The sequence below is a fragment of the Pseudomonas sp. AO-1 genome (assembly GCF_019775695.1).
Classification (GTDB): domain Bacteria; phylum Pseudomonadota; class Gammaproteobacteria; order Pseudomonadales; family Pseudomonadaceae; genus Aquipseudomonas; species Aquipseudomonas parakoreensis.
The window spans coordinates 5644596-5666271 of sequence record NZ_CP079947.1 but is presented as its reverse complement, the minus strand read 5'-3'; the positions used below and the strand labels follow the sequence as shown (position 1 = coordinate 5666271).

Here is a 21676-nt window from a genome sequence, read left to right as displayed (position 1 = left end):
GGGAGCCTACGGAGTTGTATCGAGTTGTACATCGACCTGAAAGACCGAGTCGATTACGGATTCGGTACATCACCTTCAGGTCGGCGTATTTATCCGGCATCCCCCAATCAGTCCCCTCTCCCTCCGGGAGAGGGTTAGGGTGAGGGGCTCTTTGGCTGAGTCAGTACACGTCGCGGCGATAGCGGCCCTGTTCGATCAGACGTTCGACTTCGGTGGTACCGAGGATGTCGTTGAGTGCCTGATCGACGCCGGCGGCCATGCCCTGCAGGCTGCCGCAGATGTAGATCACCGCACCGTCAGCCAGCCATTTCTTCAGTTCGTCAGCGGATTCGCGCAGGCGATCCTGCACGTAAATCTTTTGCGCCTGATCCCGCGAAAACGCCAGGTCCAGCCGCGCCAGATCACCATTGATCAACCACTCTTCCAGCTCCGCCCGACAGAGGAAATCGTGCTGACGATTGCGCTCGCCGAACAGCAGCCAGTGACGCTGCTGACCGTCGGCGATGCGTGCTTTGAGCAGGCTGCGCAATCCGGCGAGGCCGGTGCCGTTGCCCAGCAGAATCATCGGCACCAGTTCGTTCGGTAAGTGGAAGCCACTGTTGCGCCGCACGCGCAGGCTGATGCTGTCGCCGACCGGGGCATGCTCGGTCAGCCAACCGGAACCGATACCCAGGCTGCCATCGCTGTGTTGTTCCTGGCGCACGATCAACTCCAGCACACCGTCAGCGGCAATCGAGGCAATCGAGTACTCGCGCATCGCCAGCGGCACCATTGCGTCCACCAGCGCTTGCGCATGCAGGCCGACCAGATGCGCGCGATGCTCGGGCAGTTGGCGCGAGGCGAGGGCGACTTCCAGCGGCTCTTCCAGGCCGTTGATCGTCACGCGGGTTTCGCCGCGAATGCCGAGGCCGTCGAGGAAATGTTCGACCGCCCACGCGCAATTGCGTGGCAGCACCTCTACCAGATCCCCGGCCAGCCAGCTGCTGGTACTCGGCGCCTTCAGGCCCAACAGGTAAACCGGCGCGCCGCTGCTGTCGGGATTCATCAGTTCGCGGCTGACCAGCGTCCAGTTGTCGTAGCTCGGCGCTTGCCAGGTGTCGACCGGCGCTTGCCCGGTCAGCTGTCCGAGCTGGGTTTGCCAATGACGCAGGGCGTACGGGTCGCCGCTGTCGACTTCGACCGGGGCGAACAGGGTCTTGCCGCCGTGGTCGCCCAACCACTGATGCAGGCGTCGGGCGAAGCCGCAGAAATTCTGGTACTGGCGGTCGCCGAGGCCCAGCACCGCATAGTTCAGGCCGTCGAAGCTTGCAGCGTTGCTCAGCACTTTGCGCTCGAAACCGCGGGCGCTGTCCGGTGCTTCGCCATCGCCGAAGGTACTGACTACGAACAGTGCGTTATTCGACTCAAGCAGATCCTGCGCGCTGACGTTCGCCAGCGGCTGCACCTTCACCGGCAACCCGGCGGCTTGCAATTGCCCGGCGGTCTGCCACGCCAGTTGTTCGGCAAAACCGCTCTGGCTGGCGAAACCCACCAGCCATGCCGGTGCATCAGCGGCGGGTGCCTGAAGACCTTTGCGCGCGTCCTGAATCTGCTTTTTCTTGCGTCGGCGATCCAGATACAGCAGCCATCCGGTGATGAAAAACAGCGGCATGCACACGGCGGCGAGGGTGACGATGATCCGTCCGACGAGGCCGAAATAGCTGCCGACGTGCAGCGCGTAAATGCTGGTCAACAGCTGCGCCTTGAAGCTCTTGTCAGCGTAGCGGTCGACACGTTTGACCACGCCGGTGGCCGGGTCGAGGGTGATCTGGTTCAGCGCGCGATCATGCGGCGAGCTGTCGAGCAGGTAGAACACGGTCGCCGGTTGCCCGGCCACTGGCGGCATGCGGATGTTGTAGGCCGACAGGCCCGGGCCGGCAGCGCTGTAGATGCTGCTCCACATCGCCGCGTAGTCGACCGTCGGTGCCGGACCTTCTGGCGCCGGGCCGCGACCGCCGCGCATGCGCTCGTTTTGCGGCGCATCGGAAAGCAGTCTGGTCAGGCCTTTGTTGTACCACTCGTACGACCAGGACAACCCGGTCAACGCCAGCAGCAGATACACCAGCAGACACCAAGTGCCGGCCACCGAGTGCAGATCCCAGTTGAAGCTGCGGCCCTTTTTCTGCCAGTCGAGGGTCAGCCACACGCGCCAGCTGTTCCACTGGCGCGGCCAGCGCAGGTACAGCCCGGAGAGGCAGAAGAACAGCAGGATCAGGGTGCAGGCGCCGGTGATGTTGCGCCCGGTATCGCCCATGGCGAGGAAGCGGTGCAGTTGCAGCATCAGACCGAAAAAGTCCTGGCCCACCGCGTCGCCCATGAACTCGCCGGTGTACGGATCGAAGTAGCGCATCTCGCCGCGACGTTCGCCTTTGGGCGGGGTGAAGTAGACACGTGCGGCGTTGCCGCTGTCGGTTTCGACCCAGAGCATGCCGACTTTCTTGCCGGAGCTTGCTTCGATGTGTTCCACCAGCTCGACCGGGGGCAGGACGCCAGCGACCTGTTTTTCCACCTGCAACACCGACGGGTTCAGCGCCCGCAGGATTTCGTCCTGGAACGAGTAGGCGGCACCGGTAATGCCCATCAGGGCCAGCACCAGCCCGGCAGTGATGCCGAAAAACCAGTGCAACTGGAACAGGGTTTTCTTCAACACGTCGCTCGCCTTGTCCGTTCGAAAATTGTCATCACGGCGCGCATTATGCCGTGGGTTATCGAGAGCTTCTTTGATTACGCACAAAGGCCCCGTTCAATCTAATGAACGGGGCCGGATCTGCTGATTGCATTAACTGTGGGAGGGGGCTTGCTCCCGAATGCGTCGTGTCAGTCGATATCTATTTCACTGACACATCGCCTTCGCGAGCAAGCCCGCTCCCACATTTACCGCATCAATCAGAAGTGGAAGTTGGTGCTCAACAGCGCCGTACGGCCCGCCGCCTGGTTGGCGAAGTGGGTCGAGAAGGCTTTGTCGTAGTAGGTTTCATTGGTCAGGTTCTGCACGTTGAGTTGCAGGTCGACGTTCTTGCTCAGCTTGTAGGCGGCCATCGCGTCGTAACGTACATAGGAATCGACCATCGTGGTGTTGGCCACGCTGCCGTACACGTCGTCGACGTAGAACGCACCGCCACCGATGGTCAGCTTCGGCGTGACCTGATAAGTGGTCCACAGGCTGGCGCTGTTTTTCGGCGTGTTCGGCAGTTCGTTACCGTTGTTGGCTTTGTTGGCCGGCAGGTCACCACCGTCGACCTGTTCGCTGTCCATGTAGGCGTAGCCGGCGAATACTTGCCACTTGTCGGTGATCTTGCCGCTGGCCGACAGCTCGATACCTTGCACGCGGGTCTTGCCGGCGTTCTCGTAGGAGGTGGTGTCGACTTGTACGCGAGCGTTTTCTTTCTCGGTGCGGAACACGTCAGCGGTCAGCGACAGGCGATCGTTCAACAGATCCCACTTGGTGCCGATTTCGTAGTTCTTGGTGGTTTCCGGCTCCATGTCGCTCTTGAGCAGGTTGCCATTGCGATCCGGAGTACCGCCCAGCGGGTTGCCTTCCTGGCCTTCACCGAGGGTGTTACCCGGTGGCGTCGCGGAGGTCGCGTAGGAGGCGTAGATGCTGCCGTTTGGCGCCGGTTTGTAGACCACGCCGAACTGACCGGTGACGAACTCGCTGGTGTCATCACCCTTGGAGGTGGTGGTGCCAGCGTTGTTGTAGGTCTTGTAGTCGGTCTCGAAGTGGTCATAACGCAGCCCCATGTTCACCAGCCACTGCTCGGACAGCTCCAGGGTGTCGAACGCATACAGCGCGTAAGTGTTGGCCTTGGTGTCGGTGCCAGCGTAGTTGCGTGAGATCGCGCCGTTCCACGGATCGTTCGGGTTCGGGTTCGACAGCGAGGTGCAGTTGTAGCCGCTCGATGCGCCAATCATCGACGGGGTGCAATTGGTGGTCGCGGCGCTGGTGCGCGGCGTGGTGTCAGTGTTGACGTTGTACGAGGACTTCTGGCCTTCCTCGCGGGTGTATTCGACACCGGTGGAGAAGCTGTTCTTGAAACCGGCGACGTAGAAATTGCCGAACAGATCAGTCTGGTTGGTGGTGGTCTCGGTGTTGCTGACCCGCGTGTTTGCACGGCGCCAGACGCTGCCATTGTTGACGTTGCCCTTGCTGTCGTCCGGCTGAGTCAGGATGTAATCCTGCATGCTGGTGCCGTGGCGCAGGGTGTTCTTGATGGTCAGCGAATCGCTCAGGTCATGCTCGATGGCGAAAGTCGCGGTGTCGGTGCGGCCCTTGCGGAAGTCGCGATCCAGACCGTAGAAGTTGCTGTGATCGCCACCGGCATACGGCTTGTCCGGGTTGGACTTGGTACGTGCCGCCGAACCACCGGCCGGAATGGTGTAAGGAATGCCCGAGTCCGGGGTGTCGTTGCTTTCCAGATGGTAGTAGTCCAGGTTGACCCGGGTGTCGGTGCCCAGGCCAAACGCCAGGGACGGCGCGATGCCCCAACGGTCGTAGTCGACCTTGTCGCGACCGGCGACATTGCTCTCGTGGCTCATCAGGTTCAGGCGGCCGGCAGCGGTGTCACTGAACTGGTAGTTGCCATCCAGCGTGTAACGCTGGGTCTGGTCGGAACCCCAGGTGAAACCACCGTCGAACGAGTTGCCCAAGTGTGCTTTTTTGCTCACCAGGTTGATGCTGCCACCGGCCGCGCCGCGACCGCCGATGGCCGAATTCGGGCCTTTGCTGACTTCAATGTTTTCCACAGCAAAGATTTCGCGGCTCTGCGAACCGGTGTCGCGCACGCCGTCGAGGTAGGTGTCGCCTTGGGCGTCGAAACCACGAATGAACGGACGATCACCCTGCGGGTTGCCACCTTCACCGGCACCGAAGGTGATGCCCGGCACGGTGCGCAGCGCGTCCTGCATGTTCAGGGCGCCGGTGTCTTTGAGCACTTGTTGCGGGATGACGGTGACCGAACGCGGGGTATCGACCAGCGGCGCGGTGTACTTGGGCGAGGAGGCTTTTTCGACCTGGTAGGACGTCGGGTCCTGCGCTTCGCCGGTGATGGCGGTAGCGTCCAGGGCGATGGCATTGCCGGAGGCTTTGCTGTCGGTCTTTTCTGCGGCGAAGACCATGTGGCCGGCGGAACCGGCGGTGATGGCGACACCAATGGCCGAAGCAAGCAAACGTGGTGAACTGACCGGCAATTGTGCGTGTTGACGTGACATTTTTATTCCCCTCCCCAAGGATTTGAGGTCGCGGAATATAGGGTAAACGGGTATTCGTATCAATTGCGAAACATTGTTATTCGCGACGAATTTACATTCTTTACAATTTAACCTTACGGTTTTTACCGATTCATCCGTCATGCGGGTTTTACACGGCCAATAAGAATCAATACCATTGGCACCCCTTTACCATCAGGTACGATCGCCATGCTGCTGCACATCCCCGGCCTGTTCGGCAAAGAAGAAGTGCAGCGCATCCGCGAGGCGCTGGAGCAGGCGGATTGGGCCGATGGCAAGATCACCGCCGGCTATCAGTCGGCCAAGGCCAAACACAATCTGCAACTGCCGGAAGGCCATCCGCTGGCCAAGGAAATCGGCGCAGCGATGCTCGAGCGGCTGTGGAAAAATCCGCAGTTCATGTCCGCTGCGCTGCCGCACAAAGTATTCCCGCCGTTACTCAACTGCTACACAGCGGGTGGCAGTTTTGACTTTCACATCGACAACGCCGTGCGTCAGCCCAAAGGCAGCATCGAGCGGGTGCGCACCGATCTGTCGGCCACGCTGTTTTTCAGTGAGCCCGAGGATTACGACGGCGGCGAACTGGAGATCCAGGACACCTTTGGCACGCAACGGGTGAAACTGCCCGCCGGCGACATGGTGCTGTACCCCGGCACCAGCCTGCACAAGGTCAATGCCGTCACCCGTGGTGCGCGTTATGCGTCGTTCTTCTGGACGCAGAGTCTGGTGCGCGAAGACAGCCAGCGCGCCTTGCTGTTCGAGATGGACGGGGCGATCCAGCAGCTCACTCAGGACATGCCTGATCACCCGTCGCTGATTCGCCTGACCGGCACCTATCACAACCTGCTGCGGCGCTGGGTCGAGGTATGAGTTTTCAACTGCGGCGCGAGGAGGTGCTCGACGTTGCGCAGCTCGGCGCGATGCTCGAAGAAAGTCCGGCGCGTGCGGCGCAGGCGATTCTGCTCGCCGCCGGCCAGGGCATTGTTGAAGCGCAGGCGTTGCTCGGGCAGATCCTGCTCGATGGCCGTGGCATTGCTCAGGATCAAACGTTGGCACTGCGCTGGTTCGCCATCGCCGCCGGGCAAGGGCACCTGATGGCGCGCAACATGCTGGGCCGTTGTCATGAGCATGGCTGGGGATGCGTCGCGAATGCCGCGATTGCCGCGCAGCATTATCGAATCGCCGCTGACGCGGGGCTGGATTGGGCGATGTACAACCTCGCCAATCTGCTGGCGACCGGGCGCGGTGTCATGGTCGATCAGCGTCAGGCATTGGCGTTGTATCGGCGCGCCGCTGAAGCGGGTCATGCGAAGTCGATGAACCTGCTGGGACGGTATCTGGAGGAAGGGCGGGCAGGCCCGATGGATCTGCCAGCAGCACACGACTGGTATCGACGCTCCGCCGAGGGTGGGGATTTTCGCGGGCAGTTCAGTCACGCCGCGATCCTGGCGCAAGCGGGGCGAATCGAAGAGGCGCTGCAATGGCTGCGCAAGGCTTTGCTGCTCGGCAATGTGAAGTTCTTGCGCGTCAGCGGCGAATCGCTGCTGGCATCCGCGCATCCGCAGATACGCGCCATGGGCGCCGAGTACCGTCAGCGTCTGGCGGCCCTTGACGCCGAGGCGCCTGCTCTCCATCAGTAATCGAGGGCAGGCGCCTTCGATCACCCGCGTAACCAGCGTCCCTGCAGCGGGATCAGGTAATTGCGCAGGGACTGGCTGTGTTCCAGCAATCGTTCGCCACGCCGCAGAACGTCTTCATTCGGCACAGCCGTGACCGCACCGAGAAACGCGGACAACGCAGCCGTCAGTTTGCCGGTCTCACTGACATAGGTTTGCTGGTGTGGCACAACCTTCTGGGTATCTTTCAACTGGCGGGTCTTGTCGTCGTTGTCGCGCAGTTGCCTGGCCAGCGACGCCACGCGCTCCTCGCGTTGTGCAAGGCGCGTCTGGATGATCTGGCGCGCCTTGATCAGATCCTTGTATTTGATCAGCTCGTTGGCTTCGTCGAGAAACTTGTTGGCGATAATCAGTCCGGCCTCCAGCGCCGCCGCCTCAGGGGTGGTCGGTTTGTTGCCGATGATCGCCTTCAGTTGTTCAAGCAATGGCTTGATTCGATCAATGAATGTCAGCTTTTCGAACTCGGCAATGGCCAGATTCAGAACGGTTTCATCGTCTTTCAATTCAGCCAGCGGGATTTGCTCGGCGTCGTACTCCCGGGTCAGATTGATTTTGCTCGCGGCCAGCTCTTCAAGTCTGAAACGGTTGTTGCTGATGCCGATGCTCTGCACCCCGAACACACTGTTGTGCAGCGAAGTGTGGAGTCTGGTCATTTGTTCAGTGCACAGCTTGATCAGTTGGGTGACGATCTGCGAATACTGCTGGCGTGCTTTTTCAACCTGAGCACTCGGTTCACGGGCGTTGAGGCTGGCCAGTGCCTGCAGGTTTTCGTTCAGGTCGTCGGTCTCCAGCGCTGTGATTGCCGAAGTGAAGATATTCGCGGCCGTAAGATCAAGGTCGCTGACGGCCGTGTTCAAAGCGATCAACTCATCGCTCAAGGCTTTGATGTACAGGTTGGCAGAGCCAACGATCGCTTGATAACGGATCGCCTCACGGCTCTCTTGAATACGGCCAAGGTCAGGCTGGGCATAGCTGAGGTTTGTCATGATGAATATTTCCTGAATGATTGAGTGGCGTCAGTCGAATGCGTGGATAAGTTGATTCGCGTTGGCTTGAACGGTTTTCCAGTTTTTAATGACAATCTTGAAACTGGAGACAAAGCTTCTGAGGGTCAGAAACTCGTGCATGCCCATGACTTTATTTTGCGAAGCGTTGATGTAGTCGGTAACGGAGATCCATAGCGTCTCCAGTTGCGAGGTACTCTGTATCGCGCCTTCGACGTACAGCGACATGCTGTCCAGACCCGACTGGAACTCCATGAGCGTGCCGGCCAGGATGTTGGTTTGTTTGATCTGCTCCGCGAGTTGATCGCGCTGGGCGATCAATGGGCGTAAATGGGTAATCTGCTGAAGTTCGAGCGTTTTGTAATAAACGCTCGAGCTGAGAGGGCCGCCCTTGTAAGCGGCGACAAAACCAAGAATGTGATCAAAAAAATCCGGCGCCGTCTCGCGGGTTTTTTCCTCTATGAGTTTATTCGCTCGATCAATCGCAACATTCAGTTCAGTCAGCTGTCGGTTGAGTTGCGCATCGCCGGCCAGGCGTAGTTTTTCACCAATATTGACGGCAACCTTGTCGTTAAGATCGATCTTGAAGTACTTCAATCGCTCGCTGACATCCACACTGCTGAGCTTCTTCTCGCCGATCGATCTTTCGATGAACGCGAGAGACTCCTGAATGGAGCCGAAACGGTTCTTTTCTGCCGTGCCGATCTCCAGTGGCGGGAGCCGGGTTATTTCTTCTTCGCTCAGCGAGTCGATAGTACCCAGGTAGTTTATGTAACCCGGCATCGTCACGATGGCGTCGATAATTTCCTGACCAAAACTTTCCAGGTCCTCCGAAAAGGTCGAGAGACTTCCGGCCACACGCTTCATCGAATACTCGATGTCGTTCCACGAATTGGCATTGTTGATGATCATATGATTGAGCTGAACAATATCGATCAGCTCCAGACCGATGATGCCGGTGGTGCTGGTTTTCAATTGGCGCTCTACATCTTCGATATTGCGCGGCAAAGCTTTGGCGGCAGAGATGTAGTTTTTTATTTTTCGAATGTCGTCTTTGGTGACGAGCGGGTTTGAGGTGGGCTGCACTTTACATTCCTTGAGTGGTTGTCCGAGCCTCAAGGTTAATATTGCTTTTGCTCGTGAGTATATGTATTGAGTGTGACTTCTTGTTGTTTATTATTTGTCGTTTTTTGAAATCTCTTGCATAAGTGGTGGATGGTTTTTGGTTGTTCGGGATGTGTGTGTTTTTTTAATATTTAACGGCTTGTTGGTATTTGTTTTCGTGAACTAAGTTGAATGGCAGCGCTGATAAACTTGCGCTCTGGATGAGTGGTTCAGCGTTGTAAATGAATAGCCAATATACAGTCCGAAGGCCCCGTGCAGACAACGAATGGGCTGGCGCTATCCGCCAAACGGGCAACGGCTGATCTGCGTATTAAAGGTCAGACGCTTATTATCAATAGGAAGCGCTCACGGAGAAATTTGTGATTGCTAAAGGAGGGTGTTGACGACCCTGCAGACGCTGACGACGTTCGTGAAGACAGGGAGGCTGAATTGTCGGCTATTGGCAAAAAGATCCATGCGCAGTTGACCCGTATCGAGTCATGGCTGCGCCAATAAAAAAGGCCCATGAAAACATGGGCCTTTTTTCAATCGACGTGGGTTACACGTAGAACGATTTCAGCGGCGGGAAGCCATTGAATTCGACGGCGCTGTAACTGGTGGTGTAGGCACCGGTCGACAGCCAGTACAGACGATCACCGATCGCCAGGTTCAGTGGCAGGCCGTACTTGTAGTTCTCGTACATGATGTCGGCGCTGTCGCACGTTGGACCGGCGATCACCACTTCTTCCATCTCGCCTTTCTTCTCGGTCCAGATCGGGAACTTGATCGCTTCGTCCATGGTTTCGATCAGCCCGGAGAACTTGCCCACATCGGTGTAGACCCAACGCTCGACGGCGGTGCGCGATTTGCGTGCGACCAGTACCACTTCGCTGACCAGAATGCCGGCGTTGGCGATCAGCGAACGGCCCGGTTCCAGAATGATTTCCGGCAGGTCATCACCGAAGTCTTCTTTCAGGAAACGGATGATCTCTTCGGCGTAGGTTTCCAGGCTGTTGGTGCGGGTGATGTAGTTGGCCGGGAAGCCACCGCCCATGTTGATCAGCTTCAGGTGGATACCGTCTTCTTCCTTCAGGCGCTCGAAGATCACTTTGACCTTGGCGATCGCTGCGTCCCAGACGCTGATGTCGCGCTGCTGCGAACCGACGTGGAACGAGATGCCGTAAGGCACCAGCCCGAGGTCGCGAGCGAGGATCAGCAGGTCCATGGCCATGTCGGTCTGGCAGCCGAATTTGCGCGACAGCGGCCAGTCGGCAGTGGTCGAGCCTTCGGTGAGGATGCGCACATAGACTTTCGAACCCGGCGCGGCTTTGGCGATGTTGCGCAGGTCGGCTTCGGAGTCGGTGGCGTACAGACGCACGCCCTTCTCGAAGAAGTAGCGGATGTCCTTGGACTTCTTGATGGTGTTGCCGTAGCTGATCTGATCCGGGCTGACGCCACGGCTCAGGACTTTGTCCAGCTCATAGATGGAGGCGATATCAAAGCTCGAGCCTTTCTCTTTGAGCAGGTCGATGATCTCGACAGCCGGGTTGGCCTTGACCGCGTAGTAGACCTTGGCGAATTCGAAACCGGCGCGCAGGTCATCGTAGGCCTGGGCGATCATCGCGGTGTCGATCACCACGAACGGGGTTTCCTGTTTGTCGGCGAACGCCTTCATTTTCTGAAAGGTTTCGCGCGCGAAATAGTCTTCGACCTGGATCGACATGCTGGAGTGCTCCTATGGGCAAACGGGTAAAAACATGGGTGTAAATGAACGTCCTCCGTATCCCCACTTTGGTTCGCCTACTTCCCAAGGCATGTCGCCGAAAGCAAAAAGGCCACGGGCGTAACTGCCCTTGGCCTTGCTGTCTCGTCGTCAGTACTTGAGCCGGATGGATCGTTTCCAGCATGGACGTTCGGCGCGAACTTTAGGGCGTGAGGGGCCTGAGATCAACTAAAAATGTCGCGTTTTTGCACGCTTCTGACGTACGTCGCGGATATCACTCTTTGTAGCCGACCGAGATGACGGACAGATGTTCCCTGCGATTTTTCAAGTGTTAAAAATACCTGCACGTTCGCGGCTTTTGTCGGCGAAGTCGAGGGTAAGTACGTTAGGCGCAACATCGGCGACGTTGGCGGCGAGAGGTGGGAGTGAGGGGGATTTTGCTTGTTTGAACAGGTGACTTTGCCCAAGTCCAACGAACATTACTGTTGAGATTCTTTTCCGCCCTGTAAATGCCCCGAAGATTGCGCGAATCCTGTGGGAGCGAGCCTGCTCGCGAAAACATTTTCACAGGCAACATCCTTGTTGACCGTTATTGCGCATTCGCGAGCAGGCTCGCTCCCACAGATTTGGAGTTTTTACGCGACCACGGCCTCAGCCGGCGAAACGATATTGGTCTTCATGCCCCGCGAACGTCCCGAGCTCAGGTACGCCGCAATCGACTCCTGCGTCACCTCGCCGAGGAACACTCGTTCGGCATCCATCACCGGCAGCCACGAGCGATTGAACTCGTACATGCGCGACAGCAAGATACGCAGGTGCTCGTCATACGCTGCAGTGGCGTTGAACTCGCGCAGATACTGCGCGCAGGTGCCGGTCTGGCGATGCAGGTCGCGGCGTCGCACATAACCCAGCGCCTTGTTCTCGGCACAGGTGACCACCACGTAGCGGCGGTCATGCTCGTCCATCAGCTCCAGCGCATCGGCCACCGGGGTTTCCGGGCTGACTGACGGGGCGTTGTCCGCCGCGTCTTCCGCCTTCACCAGCAGCAGACGCTTGAGGGTGCTGTCCTGGCCGACGAAGTTGCTGACAAAGTCGTCCGCGGGGTGCGCGAGCAGGGTGTCCGGGTGATCGATCTGCAGCAGTTTGCCGGCGCGGAAGATCGCGATCTTGTCGCCGAGCTTGATCGCTTCGTCGATGTCGTGGCTGACCATGATCACGGTCTTGTTCAGCGCGCGTTGCATCTCGAAAAACTCGTTCTGGATCATCTCACGGTTGATCGGGTCGACTGCGCCAAACGGCTCGTCCATCAGCAACAACGGCGCATCCGCCGCCAGTGCGCGGATCACACCGATGCGCTGTTGCTGGCCACCGGACAGTTCACGCGGGTAGCGATGCAGATACTGCTTGGGTTCCAGCTTGATCATGCTCATCAGTTCGCGGGCGCGGTCGTGGCATTTCTGTTTGTCCCAGCCGAGCAGTTTCGGCACCACGACGATGTTCTCTTCGATGGTCATGTTCGGGAACAGACCGATCTGCTGGATCACGTAGCCGATGTTGCGGCGCAAGGTCACTTCGTCGAGGTCGGTGGTGTCTTCGCCGTTGATCAGGATCTTGCCCGAAGTCGGTTTGATCAGGCGGTTGATCATTTTCAGCGTGGTGCTTTTGCCGCAACCCGATGGCCCGAGGAACACACAGATTTCGCCTTCATTGACGGTCAGGCTCACCGAGTCCACGGCTTTGACATCTTTGCCGTTGCTCTGGAAGGTCTTGCTGAGGTTTTGAAGTTCGATCATTTGAGGAGTCCTTTTGGAGTCAGCGTACGTTGCAGCCACTGCAGGAGAAGGTCGGCGAAGATCGCCAGAAGGCTGACCAGCAGCGCGCCGACGATCAGCATCGACATGTCGCTGCGGCTGATGGAGGCGAGGATCAGCACACCGAGGCCACCGGCGCCGATGGTCGCGGCGATGGTCATCACGCCGATGTTCATCACCACCGCAGTGCGCACCCCGGCGAGAATCACCGGCACCGCAATCGGCAGCTCGACCATGCGCAGGCGCTGGCCGAAGGTCATGCCGATGCCGCGCGCGGCTTCACGGATACCCGGCTCGACGCCGGTCAGGGCGAGGTAGGTGTTGCGCATGATCGGCAGCAGCGAATAGAGGAACACCGCGGTGATCGCCGGCATCGGCCCCAGGCCCTGGCCGAACTTGGAATAGAACGGCAGCAGCAGGCCGAACAGCGCAATCGATGGCACGGTCAGCAACACTGTGGCGCTGGCTTGCAAGGGACCTGCGAGTGTCGGGAAGCGCGTCATCAGAATGCCCAGCGGCACGCCGATGAGAATCGCCAGTGTCACCGCGATGCCGACCAGGGTGATGTGCTGCCAGGTCAGGTGCATCACCTGCTGCCAGTCGAGGTGGGAAAAGGCGTTCAGAAATTCCATGACTTTTCCTCCTTAGTTGAGTGGATGCTGGCGCAGGAAATCGGCGGCCACTTTCGATGGGCTTTCGTGATCGACGTCGACCCGCGCGTTGAGCTGGCGCATGGTTTCGTCGTCGAACAATTGCGCCAGCGGCTTGAGTTGCTCGGCCAGTTGCGGGTGCGCATCGAGGTAGGCCTGGCGCACTACCGGCGCGGCGGTGTAGTCGGGGAAGTAGTGCTTGTCGTCTTCCAGCAGTTTCAGGCCGAACGCATTCAGGCGGCCGTCGGTGGTGTAGACCAGACCGGCAAACACCTGGCCATTACGCAGCGCGGTATAGACCAGCCCCGCGTCCATCTGCCGGATGTTCTTGCGGGTCAGGTTCATGTCGTAGAGCTTGACCATGCCGTCCAGACCGTCGGAGCGGTTGGCGAACTCGGTGTCCAGCGCCACCAGGTGATTGGTCTGGGCTTCATCGCGCAGCACCTTGTTCAGGTCGCTGATGGTGTTGACCTGCGGATACTCCTCGGCGACTTTTTTCGGCAGGGCGAGGGCGTAGGTGTTGCTGAATTTCGACGGGGTCAGCCAGACCAGGCCTTTTTTCGCGTCGAGTTCTTTGACCCGGGCGTAGGACTGTTCGCTGTCGAGTTTCTCGGTGACATGGTTGTAGGCCACCAGCGACACGCCGGTGTATTCCCAGAGCATGTCCAGTTGTCCGCTTTCGTGGGCGCTACGGGCGAGATTGCTGCCCAGACCGCCGGTGATCTGCGCGTCGTAGCCTTTGCTGCGCAGGTATTGCGCGGTGATTTCCGCGAGCAGGGTCTGCTCGGTGAACACCCGGGCGCCTAGGCGAATAACCGGTTTTTCGGCGGCTTGGGCCAATCCTGCAAACAGCAGGAGGCAGCTCAAGATCAAGCTAAATCGTTTCATAACTATTCCTTCGCAAGAGCCTTAAGACGGGCGCAAACCGCGTTCCAGCCAGAGACGGCTGGCGAGGGTGACCACGCCATCGAGCAGCAGGGCCAGCAGCGCGGTAGACGCGGCGCCGAGCAGCAGTTGCGGCTGATTGTTCAGGGCAATGCCAGGGAAGATCAGGCTGCCGAGGCTGTTGGCGCCGATCAGGAAGGCCAGCGGCGCGGTGCCGACGTTGATCGCCAGCGCCACGCGCACGCCACCGATGATGATCGGCACGGCGTTGGGCAATTCGACTTTCCACAGCACCTGGCGCGGGGTCATGCCGATGCCGACGGCGGCTTCTTTGAGCGAACCCTGAACGTTTTTCAGGCCTTCGTAGGTGTTGCGCACAATTGGCAACAGGGAAGCGAGGAACAAAGCGAAGATCGCCGGACCACTGCCGATGCCGAGAATCCCCAGGGCAATCGCCAGTACCGCCAGCGGTGGCACGGTGTTGCCGATATTGAAGATCTGCATGAAGCGTTCAGCGCGGCCGACCATGCTCGGGCGGCTGAGAAAGATACCGGCGGGGATGCCCACGACCAGGGCGGCCAGCATTGAAGCGAGGACGAGAATCAGATGAGCTTGCAGGTAAAACAACAAATCGTCGCGGTAGTGTTCGATCGTGTTGATGCCGATCCAGTGAACCAGCAGGGCCAGGAGCGCGATCACCACCGCACCTCCCATCAGCCCTTTGCCATAGCGGATAGCCACAGGCGGACTCCTTTTTTTGTAGTCGGCGAACGCAGCTCCGTGTGGCAAGGCCATTCCTGGCTGCCGAAGTCAGCGTTCGCGAAAAGTAGCCGTTTTTCAGAACCGGCAAAGCGATCTGAAAGCGAGCCATGAGCGCAGCCTCGTCAGGCTAACTTGCTGATTTTTCAGCCCCTGACGAAATGTCGTAACAGGGGATGGACGTCTCCGTGCTTTAAAAGGTTCCCACGTCAGACACTGTTTGGCCACCTGTAGGAGCAACCGCAGGCTGCGATCTTTTGATTTTGTTCTTGAGAGCAAGATCAAAAGATCGCAGCCTGCGGCAGCTCCTACAGGGTTTTGCGCGGCCGAGGGACGGTGGTTCGGCGGTTACTTTTTAAGCTATACTCGCCGCCCTTTTTTGAATCACCGCCAGGCGATTTCCCATGACCAACCAGGCCGCCGAAGTCGCGAAACGCCGCACTTTCGCCATTATTTCCCACCCCGATGCCGGTAAAACCACGATCACCGAAAAGCTCCTGTTGATGGGCAAGGCGATTGCAGTGGCCGGCACGGTGAAATCCCGTAAATCCGACCGCCATGCGACATCCGACTGGATGGAGATGGAGAAGCAGCGGGGTATTTCCATTACCACGTCGGTCATGCAGTTCCCGTATCGCGAACACATGATCAACCTGCTCGACACCCCGGGCCACGAAGACTTCTCCGAAGACACCTACCGCACCCTGACGGCGGTCGACTCGGCATTGATGGTCCTCGACGGCGGTAAAGGCGTTGAGCCACGGACTATCGCCCTGATGGACGTTTGCCGTCTGCGTGACACGCCGATCGTCAGCTTCATCAACAAACTCGACCGTGACATCCGCGACCCGATCGAACTGCTCGACGAAATCGAAGCCGTTCTGAAGATCAAGGCAGCGCCGATCACCTGGCCGATCGGTTGCTACCGCGACTTCAAGGGCGTGTACCACCTGGCCGACGACTACATCATTGTCTACACCGCCGGTCACGGTCACGAACGCACTGAAACCAAGATCATCGAGAAACTCGACTCCGACGAGGCGCGCGCGCACTTGGGCGACGAGTACGAGCGCTTCCTCGAACAGCTGGAACTGGTGCAGGGCGCCTGCCATGAGTTCAACCAGCAGGAGTTCCTCGACGGTCAACTGACTCCGGTGTTCTTCGGTACTGCACTGGGCAACTTCGGTGTCGACCACGTGCTCGACGCCGTTGTGGACTGGGCGCCGCGTCCGCTGGCCCGTGTCGCTAACGAGCGCACCGTCGAGCCGGTGGAAGAGAAGTTCTCGGGCTTCATCTTCAAGATCCAGGCGAACATGGACCCGAAACACCGCGACCGTATCGCTTTCATGCGTATCTGCTCCGGCAAGTACGAGAAAGGCATGAAGATGCGCCACGTGCGTACCGGCAAGGACGTGCGCATCGGCGACGCTTTGACGTTCTTCTCTTCCGAGCGTGAGCAACTGGAAGAGGCGTACGCCGGCGACATTATCGGTCTGCATAACCACGGCACGATCCAGATCGGCGACACCTTCAGCGAAGGCGAAGTCCTCGGTTTCACTGGTATCCCGCACTTCGCCCCGGAGCTGTTCCGTCGCGTACGTCTGCGTGATCCGCTGAAATCCAAGCAATTGCGTCAGGGTCTGCAGCAGTTGGCTGAAGAGGGCGCGACTCAGGTGTTCTTCCCGGAGCGCAGTAACGACATCATTCTTGGCGCCGTCGGTGTGCTGCAGTTCGATGTGGTCGCCAGTCGTTTGAAGGAGGAATACAAGGTTGAGTGCTCTTACGAGCCGATCACTGTGTATTCCGCGCGCTGGATTGAATGCAGCGACAAGAAGAAGCTTGAGGAGTTTTCCAACAAGGCGGTGGAGAACCTCGCGCTGGATGGCGGTGGGCACCTGACCTACCTGGCGCCGACGCGGGTTAACCTGGCGTTGATGGAAGAGCGGTGGCCGGATGTGAAGTTCCGTGCGACGCGTGAGCATCATTAAGCGCTGAGCTGGGTTGTTCGAAAGCCCCTGAGGTGTAGGCCTTGGGGGCTTTTTTTGGGCTTTGTCTTGGCGGCCTTTGGGCCGACCAGGCTTCGGGTGGTTTTGGGTGTATATCCGTTTTTTCGGTGATGGCGGCTTAGGGTTTCGCCCTGACGGCGACTCACTTTTTTTACAAACGCCTAAAAAAAGTAAGCAAAAAAACGCTTGCTCCTGCGTTCGGCCCGCTCGCTAAAGCTCGGGGTCCCTTCGCTCCGGGATTGATCCGGGCGCAGCGCCTACGGTTTGCTTCGCTGCACCTCCTCTCGCTGTGTTTGGCTGCGCCAAACGGTCGCTGCGCTCCCACCCCCGGATCAATCCCTCCACTCAGCCTTCCGATGTCGCCCGTGGATCAAGATCAAAAGCGGTACTCGAGCTAACGCTCATTGTGTTGAGTGGTGAGGAGCGAGAGCGGTGCGCGTTCTGCTCTTGCTCTTGTGTGGGAGCTGGCTTGCCAGCGATGGCGGCCTGCAAGCCGACCAATCGCCCACTGAAGTCACTCAATTTCCCTGTGGGAGCGAGCTTGCTCGCGAAGGCGCCCTGCCAGCCAACCGTTCTCCAAATGAATACCCCAATCCATTGTGGGAGCTGGCTTGCCAGCGATGGCGGCCTGCGAGCCGACCAATCTCCCACTGAAGTCACTCAATTTCCCTGTGGGAGCGAGCCTGCTCGCGAATGCGTCCTGCCAGCCAACCGTTCTCCAAATGAATACCCCAATCCATTGTGGGAGCTGGCTTGCCAGCGATGGCGGCCTGCGAGCCGACCATTTTCTAATCGAACTGAGCGACCGAAGGCTGCGATCTTTTGGACTTGAAGCGCGAAGTCAAAAGATCGCTGCCTACGACAGCTCCCACAGGGTTGTAGGGCGACTCTGTATTTTGAGATATCGATGTTCTTGAGCGCGACAACCGGTGTGCTGGGCGTTAGTGTTTCAGGTCCACGCCAGTCGCTTTGAGAGGTCAATGGAATGACGCGCAACCTCGTCCATCTGCTGCGCCCCAACGGCTATTTCAGCCTGATGGCCTGGGTGCTCGCGGCGCTGCTGTTCATCAATCGCTTGAGCAGCATGGTCAAGTTGTTCATGGCGCTGTATCTGCGCCAGGAGCTGGGGCTGGCGATCGAGACGGTGGGCTGGCTGTTGTCGGCCTACGGTGCCGGGTTGTTGATTGGTTCGATGCTCGGTGGTTTGCTCAGTGATCATGTGCGGACGGCGCGGCTGACCGCCGCGTTGTTCTTTGTTTCCATGTGGGTGTTGATCCTGTTGGGGCTGGTGACGCAGGTGGCGTTGCTGGCCGTGTTGCTGTTGCTCAGTGGTGCCGTCGACGGGGCGATTCGAACGCTGCATCAGCGACTGATCATGGAGTATTGCGAGCCTGCGCAGCGCTCCCGTGCCCAAGCCTTGAGCCGGGTGGCGCGAAACCTTGGCATGGCGGCTGCCGGGGTGGCCGGCGGGGTGTTGGCGCAGACGGATTTCCGTTGGGTGTTTTTTGTCAGTGCGGCGATGACGCTGCTCGCGTTGCTGTGGTTTGTGCGCACCACTTGGCGCCGCGCGGTACTCAAGCCCGATGAGGTGACCGAAGCTGGCACTCGTACACCGTTGCGCGACGCGGCATTCCTCTGGCTGCTCGGTGCGGCCGTGTTGCTGGGGATGGCCTTCGACACGGTTTACAGCACGCTGGGCAACTATCTGCGCGACTACTACCACTTGAGCACCGAGGCCATCGGCTGGCAGTTCGGGCTTAACGCGATGCTGGTGGTGGCGCTGCAGATCCCGCTCACGCACTGGTGCGAGCGGTGGGGCTTGCGTCGGCAATTGCTCGCGGGTTGTGTGTTGTTGGCGGTCGGGTTGGGGATGTTGCCGTTTGGCTCCGGCTTGCTTTACGTGTGTCTGTCGACGGTGATCTGGACCTTGGGTGAAGCTTTTTTCATGCCGCCGCTGAATGTGCTGGTCATGCGGCACGCGCAGGGCGGCAAAAGCGGCCAGTATTTCGGTCTGTTTTTCATGAGCTGGAGCGCCAGTGCATTGTTGTCGCCGGTGTTGAGTGGTCAGCTGTATGGGCACTTCGGCGGCCACAGTGTATGGCTTGCGAGCGCGACACTGGCGTTGTTGACCTTGCCGCTGATCTGCCTGGCGACGCGCTCATCGACCCAGGCCAAAGCGCTGGCCGCCAGCGAACGCACGGCCTCGCTTAGCTGATTCGGTTATAGCGGTTATTCACAAGTGATCTCTCGTCTCAGGGCATTTCCCGGGGTTGGTCAGCGTCCTATCTGGTGAACCGGACTGATCGGAACTAGATTTCATTCAGCGCCGGATCGGCACCCCAGGCTTCAACCACGAAAGGATGGAAATGGCTATGAGCATTTTTCAACGTATTGTGCTGTTGCTTAAGGTTTTGGTGATGTTGACGCTTGGCACTACGGCGGCGTGGGCAAGTTCTGCCACACCATCACAGGGGTTTAACGCAGCCCACGGACAAGCCGGTGTGGTCATGCTGGCCAAGTCTGAATCCGAACCGGGCGATCAGGACCAGGGCGGCAGCAAGGATGATGACGACTCGACCACTGACGAGCCGGACACTGACGATGACGAAGGCGACAGCCAGTCGTAAAGCGCCGGCAAAAGAAAACCCCTTCTTCCCCGACTGATGCGCAATCGGGGGAGAAGAGGTTTGGGTAAACACATTATTTCCGGATAAACACGATTCCTGCAGGAGCTGCGGCACGCTGCGATCTTTTGATCCTGATGCTGAAAATCAACAGATCGCAGCCTCGTTTCACTCGACAGCTCCTACAGGTTTTGTATCGGTCTCCGGTTTTGCTTACGCCGCGCCATCAAGGAACTGTTCGGCGTAGTGGCAAGCCACCTGCCGGTTGTCGAGCTGGCGCAGGGCCGGCTCTTCAGTGCTGCAACGCTCGGTCGCGTACGGGCAACGCTTGTGGAACGCGCAGCCCGGTGGCGGGTTCAGCGGGTTGGGCAGTTCGCCGACAATCTTGATTTTCGGCTTGTCCGGATCCGGGTGGATCGTGGGTGTCGCCGACAACAAGGCCTGAGTGTAAGGGTGCAGAGGTCGGGTGTAGATGTCCTCTTTCGGGCCCATTTCCACCGGACGGCCGAGGTACATCACCAGCACCGAGTCGGCGACGTGACGCACCACCGCCAGGTTGTGCGAGATGAACACGTAGGCGGTGTTGAACTCCTGCTGCAGGTCCATGAACAGGTTCAGCACCTGCGCCTGAATCGATACGTCGAGCGCCGAGGTCGGTTCGTCCGCCACCAGAACTTTCGGTTGCAGCATCATCGCCCGCGCCAAGGCAATACGCTGACGCTGACCGCCGGAGAACATGTGCGGATAGCGCTGGTAGTGCTCGGGACGCAAGCCGACCTGCTTCATCATCGCCTGGACTTTCTCGCGACGCTCGGTAGCACTCAGGTTGGTGTTGATCAGCAGAGGCTCGGCCAATTGATCACCGATTTTCTGCCGTGGGTTCAACGATGCGTACGGGCTCTGAAACACCATTTGCACGTCTTTGCGCAGTTGTTTGCGCTGGGCCTTGTCGGCGCCGGCGACTTCTTGCCCGGCGATTTTCAGCGAGCCGGAAGACGGCTCTTCAATCAGGGTCAGGGCGCGGGCGAGGGTGGATTTGCCGCAACCCGATTCGCCTACGACAGCGAGGGTCTTGCCGGCTTCCAGTTCGAACGACACGCCGTTGAGGGCGCGCACGGTCGCGTGGCCCTTGAACAGGCCACGGGAGACTTCGTAGTGACGGGTCAGGTCGCGGGCGGTAAGTACGACGGCCATTACGCCACCTCCTGGTTCAGCGGGTAGAAGCAACGGGCGAGGCTGTTGGCTTTCGGATCAAGGGCTGGACGCTGCACGCGGCAGCTGTCCTGCACGTACGGGCAGCGCGGCGACAGCAGGCAACCCTGCGGACGGTCGTAGCGGCCTGGAACGATGCCCGGCAGGGTCGACAGGCGCTCGGCGCCCAGACTGTGCTCGGGAATCGCCTTGAGCAGGGCTTCGCTGTAAGGGTGTGCCGGGATGTCGAACAGTTGCGGCACCTGACCGACTTCTACCGCTTGACCTGCGTACATCACACAGACGCGCTGGGCGGTTTCGGCCACGACCGCGAGGTCGTGAGTGATCAGCACCAGGCCCATGTTCTGTTCTTTCTGCAACGCCAGCAGCAGATCCATGATCTGCGCCTGAATCGTCACGTCCAGCGCCGTGGTCGGTTCGTCGGCGATCAGCAGTTTCGGCTCGCCGGCAATCGCCATGGCAATTGCCACACGCTGGCTCATGCCGCCGGACAGTTGGTGCGGGTAGGCGTCCATACGGCTGGCGGCGCCCGGGATTTCCACTTTCTCCAGCAATTCGATGGCGCGTTTGCGCGCTTGCTTGCCGGACATTTTCAGGTGCAGGCGCAGCACTTCTTCGATCTGGAAACCGACGGTGTAGCTCGGGTTGAGCGCGGTCATCGGATCCTGGAACACCATCGACAGGTCTTTGCCGACGATTTGCCGACGCTGACGATTGCTCAGCTTGAGCATGTCTTTGCCGTCGAAGCTGAGCGAGTCGGCAGTGACGATGCCGGGATGCTCGATCAGCCCCATCAGCGCCATCATGGTCACGGATTTACCCGACCCCGACTCGCCAACGATGGCCAGGACTTCGCCCTTGTCGACTTTCAGGTCGAGGCCATCGACCACGGGCGTCGCGTTCTTGTCGCCGAAGCGGACGTTGAGATTCTTGATTTCTAGCAGTGACATAGGAATC

16 protein-coding genes are annotated in these 21676 nt (G+C 59.2%); 5 read left to right on the top strand and 11 right to left on the bottom strand.

All coding sequences use genetic code 11. From position 1 onward, the window contains the following. Window positions 1-160: 160 nt before the first annotated feature. Complete coding sequence (locus KVQ82_RS25905; protein WP_222016582.1) at window positions 161-2689, bottom strand: sulfite reductase flavoprotein subunit alpha; 2529 nt, start codon at window positions 2687-2689, stop codon at window positions 161-163. A 236-nt stretch (window positions 2690-2925) separates the two neighbouring features. Further along, window positions 2926-5247 (bottom strand): TonB-dependent siderophore receptor, encoded by a 2322-nt coding sequence (locus tag KVQ82_RS25900; RefSeq protein WP_222016581.1) that lies wholly within the window; start codon window positions 5245-5247, stop codon window positions 2926-2928. A 207-nt stretch (window positions 5248-5454) separates the two neighbouring features. Here KVQ82_RS25900 and KVQ82_RS25895 point away from each other — a divergent pair, with 207 nt between their 5' ends. Both KVQ82_RS25895 and KVQ82_RS25890 read left to right on the top strand, forming a co-directional pair. Further along, entirely contained in the window at window positions 5455-6135 is a 681-nt protein-coding gene (locus KVQ82_RS25895; RefSeq protein WP_086793728.1) for a Fe2+-dependent dioxygenase, read from the top strand. Further along, window positions 6132-6905, top strand: a complete 774-nt coding sequence (locus KVQ82_RS25890; protein WP_222016579.1) for a tetratricopeptide repeat protein — start codon at window positions 6132-6134, stop codon at window positions 6903-6905. Before KVQ82_RS25895 ends, KVQ82_RS25890 begins: the two co-directional genes overlap by 4 nt. A gap of 20 nt (window positions 6906-6925) precedes the next feature. On the opposite strand, the gene KVQ82_RS25885 is transcribed toward KVQ82_RS25890, so the two are convergent. From KVQ82_RS25885 to KVQ82_RS25855, 7 genes are all read right to left on the bottom strand, one after another. Further along, window positions 6926-7927 carry an alpha-xenorhabdolysin family binary toxin subunit B gene (locus tag KVQ82_RS25885; RefSeq protein WP_222016577.1) on the bottom strand — a complete coding sequence of 334 codons (1002 nt, stop codon included), beginning with the start codon at window positions 7925-7927 and terminating at the stop codon, window positions 6926-6928. A 30-nt stretch (window positions 7928-7957) separates the two neighbouring features. Then, window positions 7958-9031: an alpha-xenorhabdolysin family binary toxin subunit A gene (locus KVQ82_RS25880; protein ID WP_222016574.1), complete on the bottom strand. Its 1074-nt coding sequence runs from the start codon at window positions 9029-9031 to the stop codon at window positions 7958-7960. 577 nt (window positions 9032-9608) lie between these two features. After that, on the bottom strand, window positions 9609-10772 hold the full coding sequence (locus KVQ82_RS25875; RefSeq protein ID WP_047291221.1) for a type III PLP-dependent enzyme: 1164 nt from the start codon (window positions 10770-10772) through the stop codon (window positions 9609-9611). Window positions 10773-11407: 635 nt separating this feature from the next. Further along, window positions 11408-12565, bottom strand: coding sequence for a betaine/proline/choline family ABC transporter ATP-binding protein (locus KVQ82_RS25870; RefSeq protein ID WP_003221591.1), 1158 nt, complete (start codon window positions 12563-12565; stop codon window positions 11408-11410). Then, window positions 12562-13215: an ABC transporter permease gene (locus KVQ82_RS25865; RefSeq protein ID WP_041066877.1), complete on the bottom strand. Its 654-nt coding sequence runs from the start codon at window positions 13213-13215 to the stop codon at window positions 12562-12564. The genes KVQ82_RS25870 and KVQ82_RS25865 overlap by 4 nt, the downstream gene beginning before the upstream one ends. A 12-nt stretch (window positions 13216-13227) precedes the next feature. Further along, window positions 13228-14121 carry a glycine betaine ABC transporter substrate-binding protein gene (locus tag KVQ82_RS25860; protein WP_222016571.1) on the bottom strand — a complete coding sequence of 298 codons (894 nt, stop codon included), beginning with the start codon at window positions 14119-14121 and terminating at the stop codon, window positions 13228-13230. Between the two features lie 21 nt (window positions 14122-14142). After that, complete coding sequence (locus KVQ82_RS25855; protein WP_222019444.1) at window positions 14143-14832, bottom strand: ABC transporter permease; 690 nt, start codon at window positions 14830-14832, stop codon at window positions 14143-14145. 449 nt (window positions 14833-15281) lie between these two features. On the opposite strand from KVQ82_RS25855, the gene KVQ82_RS25850 reads away from it, so the two are divergent. The 3 genes from KVQ82_RS25850 to KVQ82_RS25840 all read left to right on the top strand — a co-directional run bounded on the left by KVQ82_RS25850 (window position 15282) and on the right by KVQ82_RS25840 (window position 19510). Beyond that, window positions 15282-16865, top strand: a complete 1584-nt coding sequence (locus KVQ82_RS25850) for a peptide chain release factor 3 (RefSeq protein WP_007965665.1) — start codon at window positions 15282-15284, stop codon at window positions 16863-16865. A 1003-nt stretch (window positions 16866-17868) separates the two neighbouring features. Continuing rightward, window positions 17869-19098, top strand: coding sequence for an MFS transporter (locus tag KVQ82_RS25845; protein ID WP_222016569.1), 1230 nt, complete (start codon window positions 17869-17871; stop codon window positions 19096-19098). A 157-nt stretch (window positions 19099-19255) separates the two neighbouring features. Further along, window positions 19256-19510: a hypothetical protein gene (locus KVQ82_RS25840; RefSeq protein ID WP_047291237.1), complete on the top strand. Its 255-nt coding sequence runs from the start codon at window positions 19256-19258 to the stop codon at window positions 19508-19510. Window positions 19511-19720: 210 nt separating this feature from the next. Here the strand turns inward: KVQ82_RS25840 and KVQ82_RS25835 are convergent, their stop codons facing one another. Together KVQ82_RS25835 and KVQ82_RS25830 are read right to left on the bottom strand one after the other, a co-directional pair. After that, window positions 19721-20701, bottom strand: coding sequence for a peptide ABC transporter ATP-binding protein (locus KVQ82_RS25835; RefSeq protein WP_047291239.1), 981 nt, complete (start codon window positions 20699-20701; stop codon window positions 19721-19723). Beyond that, window positions 20701-21669, bottom strand: a complete 969-nt coding sequence (locus KVQ82_RS25830) for an ABC transporter ATP-binding protein (protein WP_041072769.1) — start codon at window positions 21667-21669, stop codon at window positions 20701-20703. The genes KVQ82_RS25835 and KVQ82_RS25830 overlap by 1 nt, the downstream gene beginning before the upstream one ends. Window positions 21670-21676: the final 7 nt, after the last annotated feature.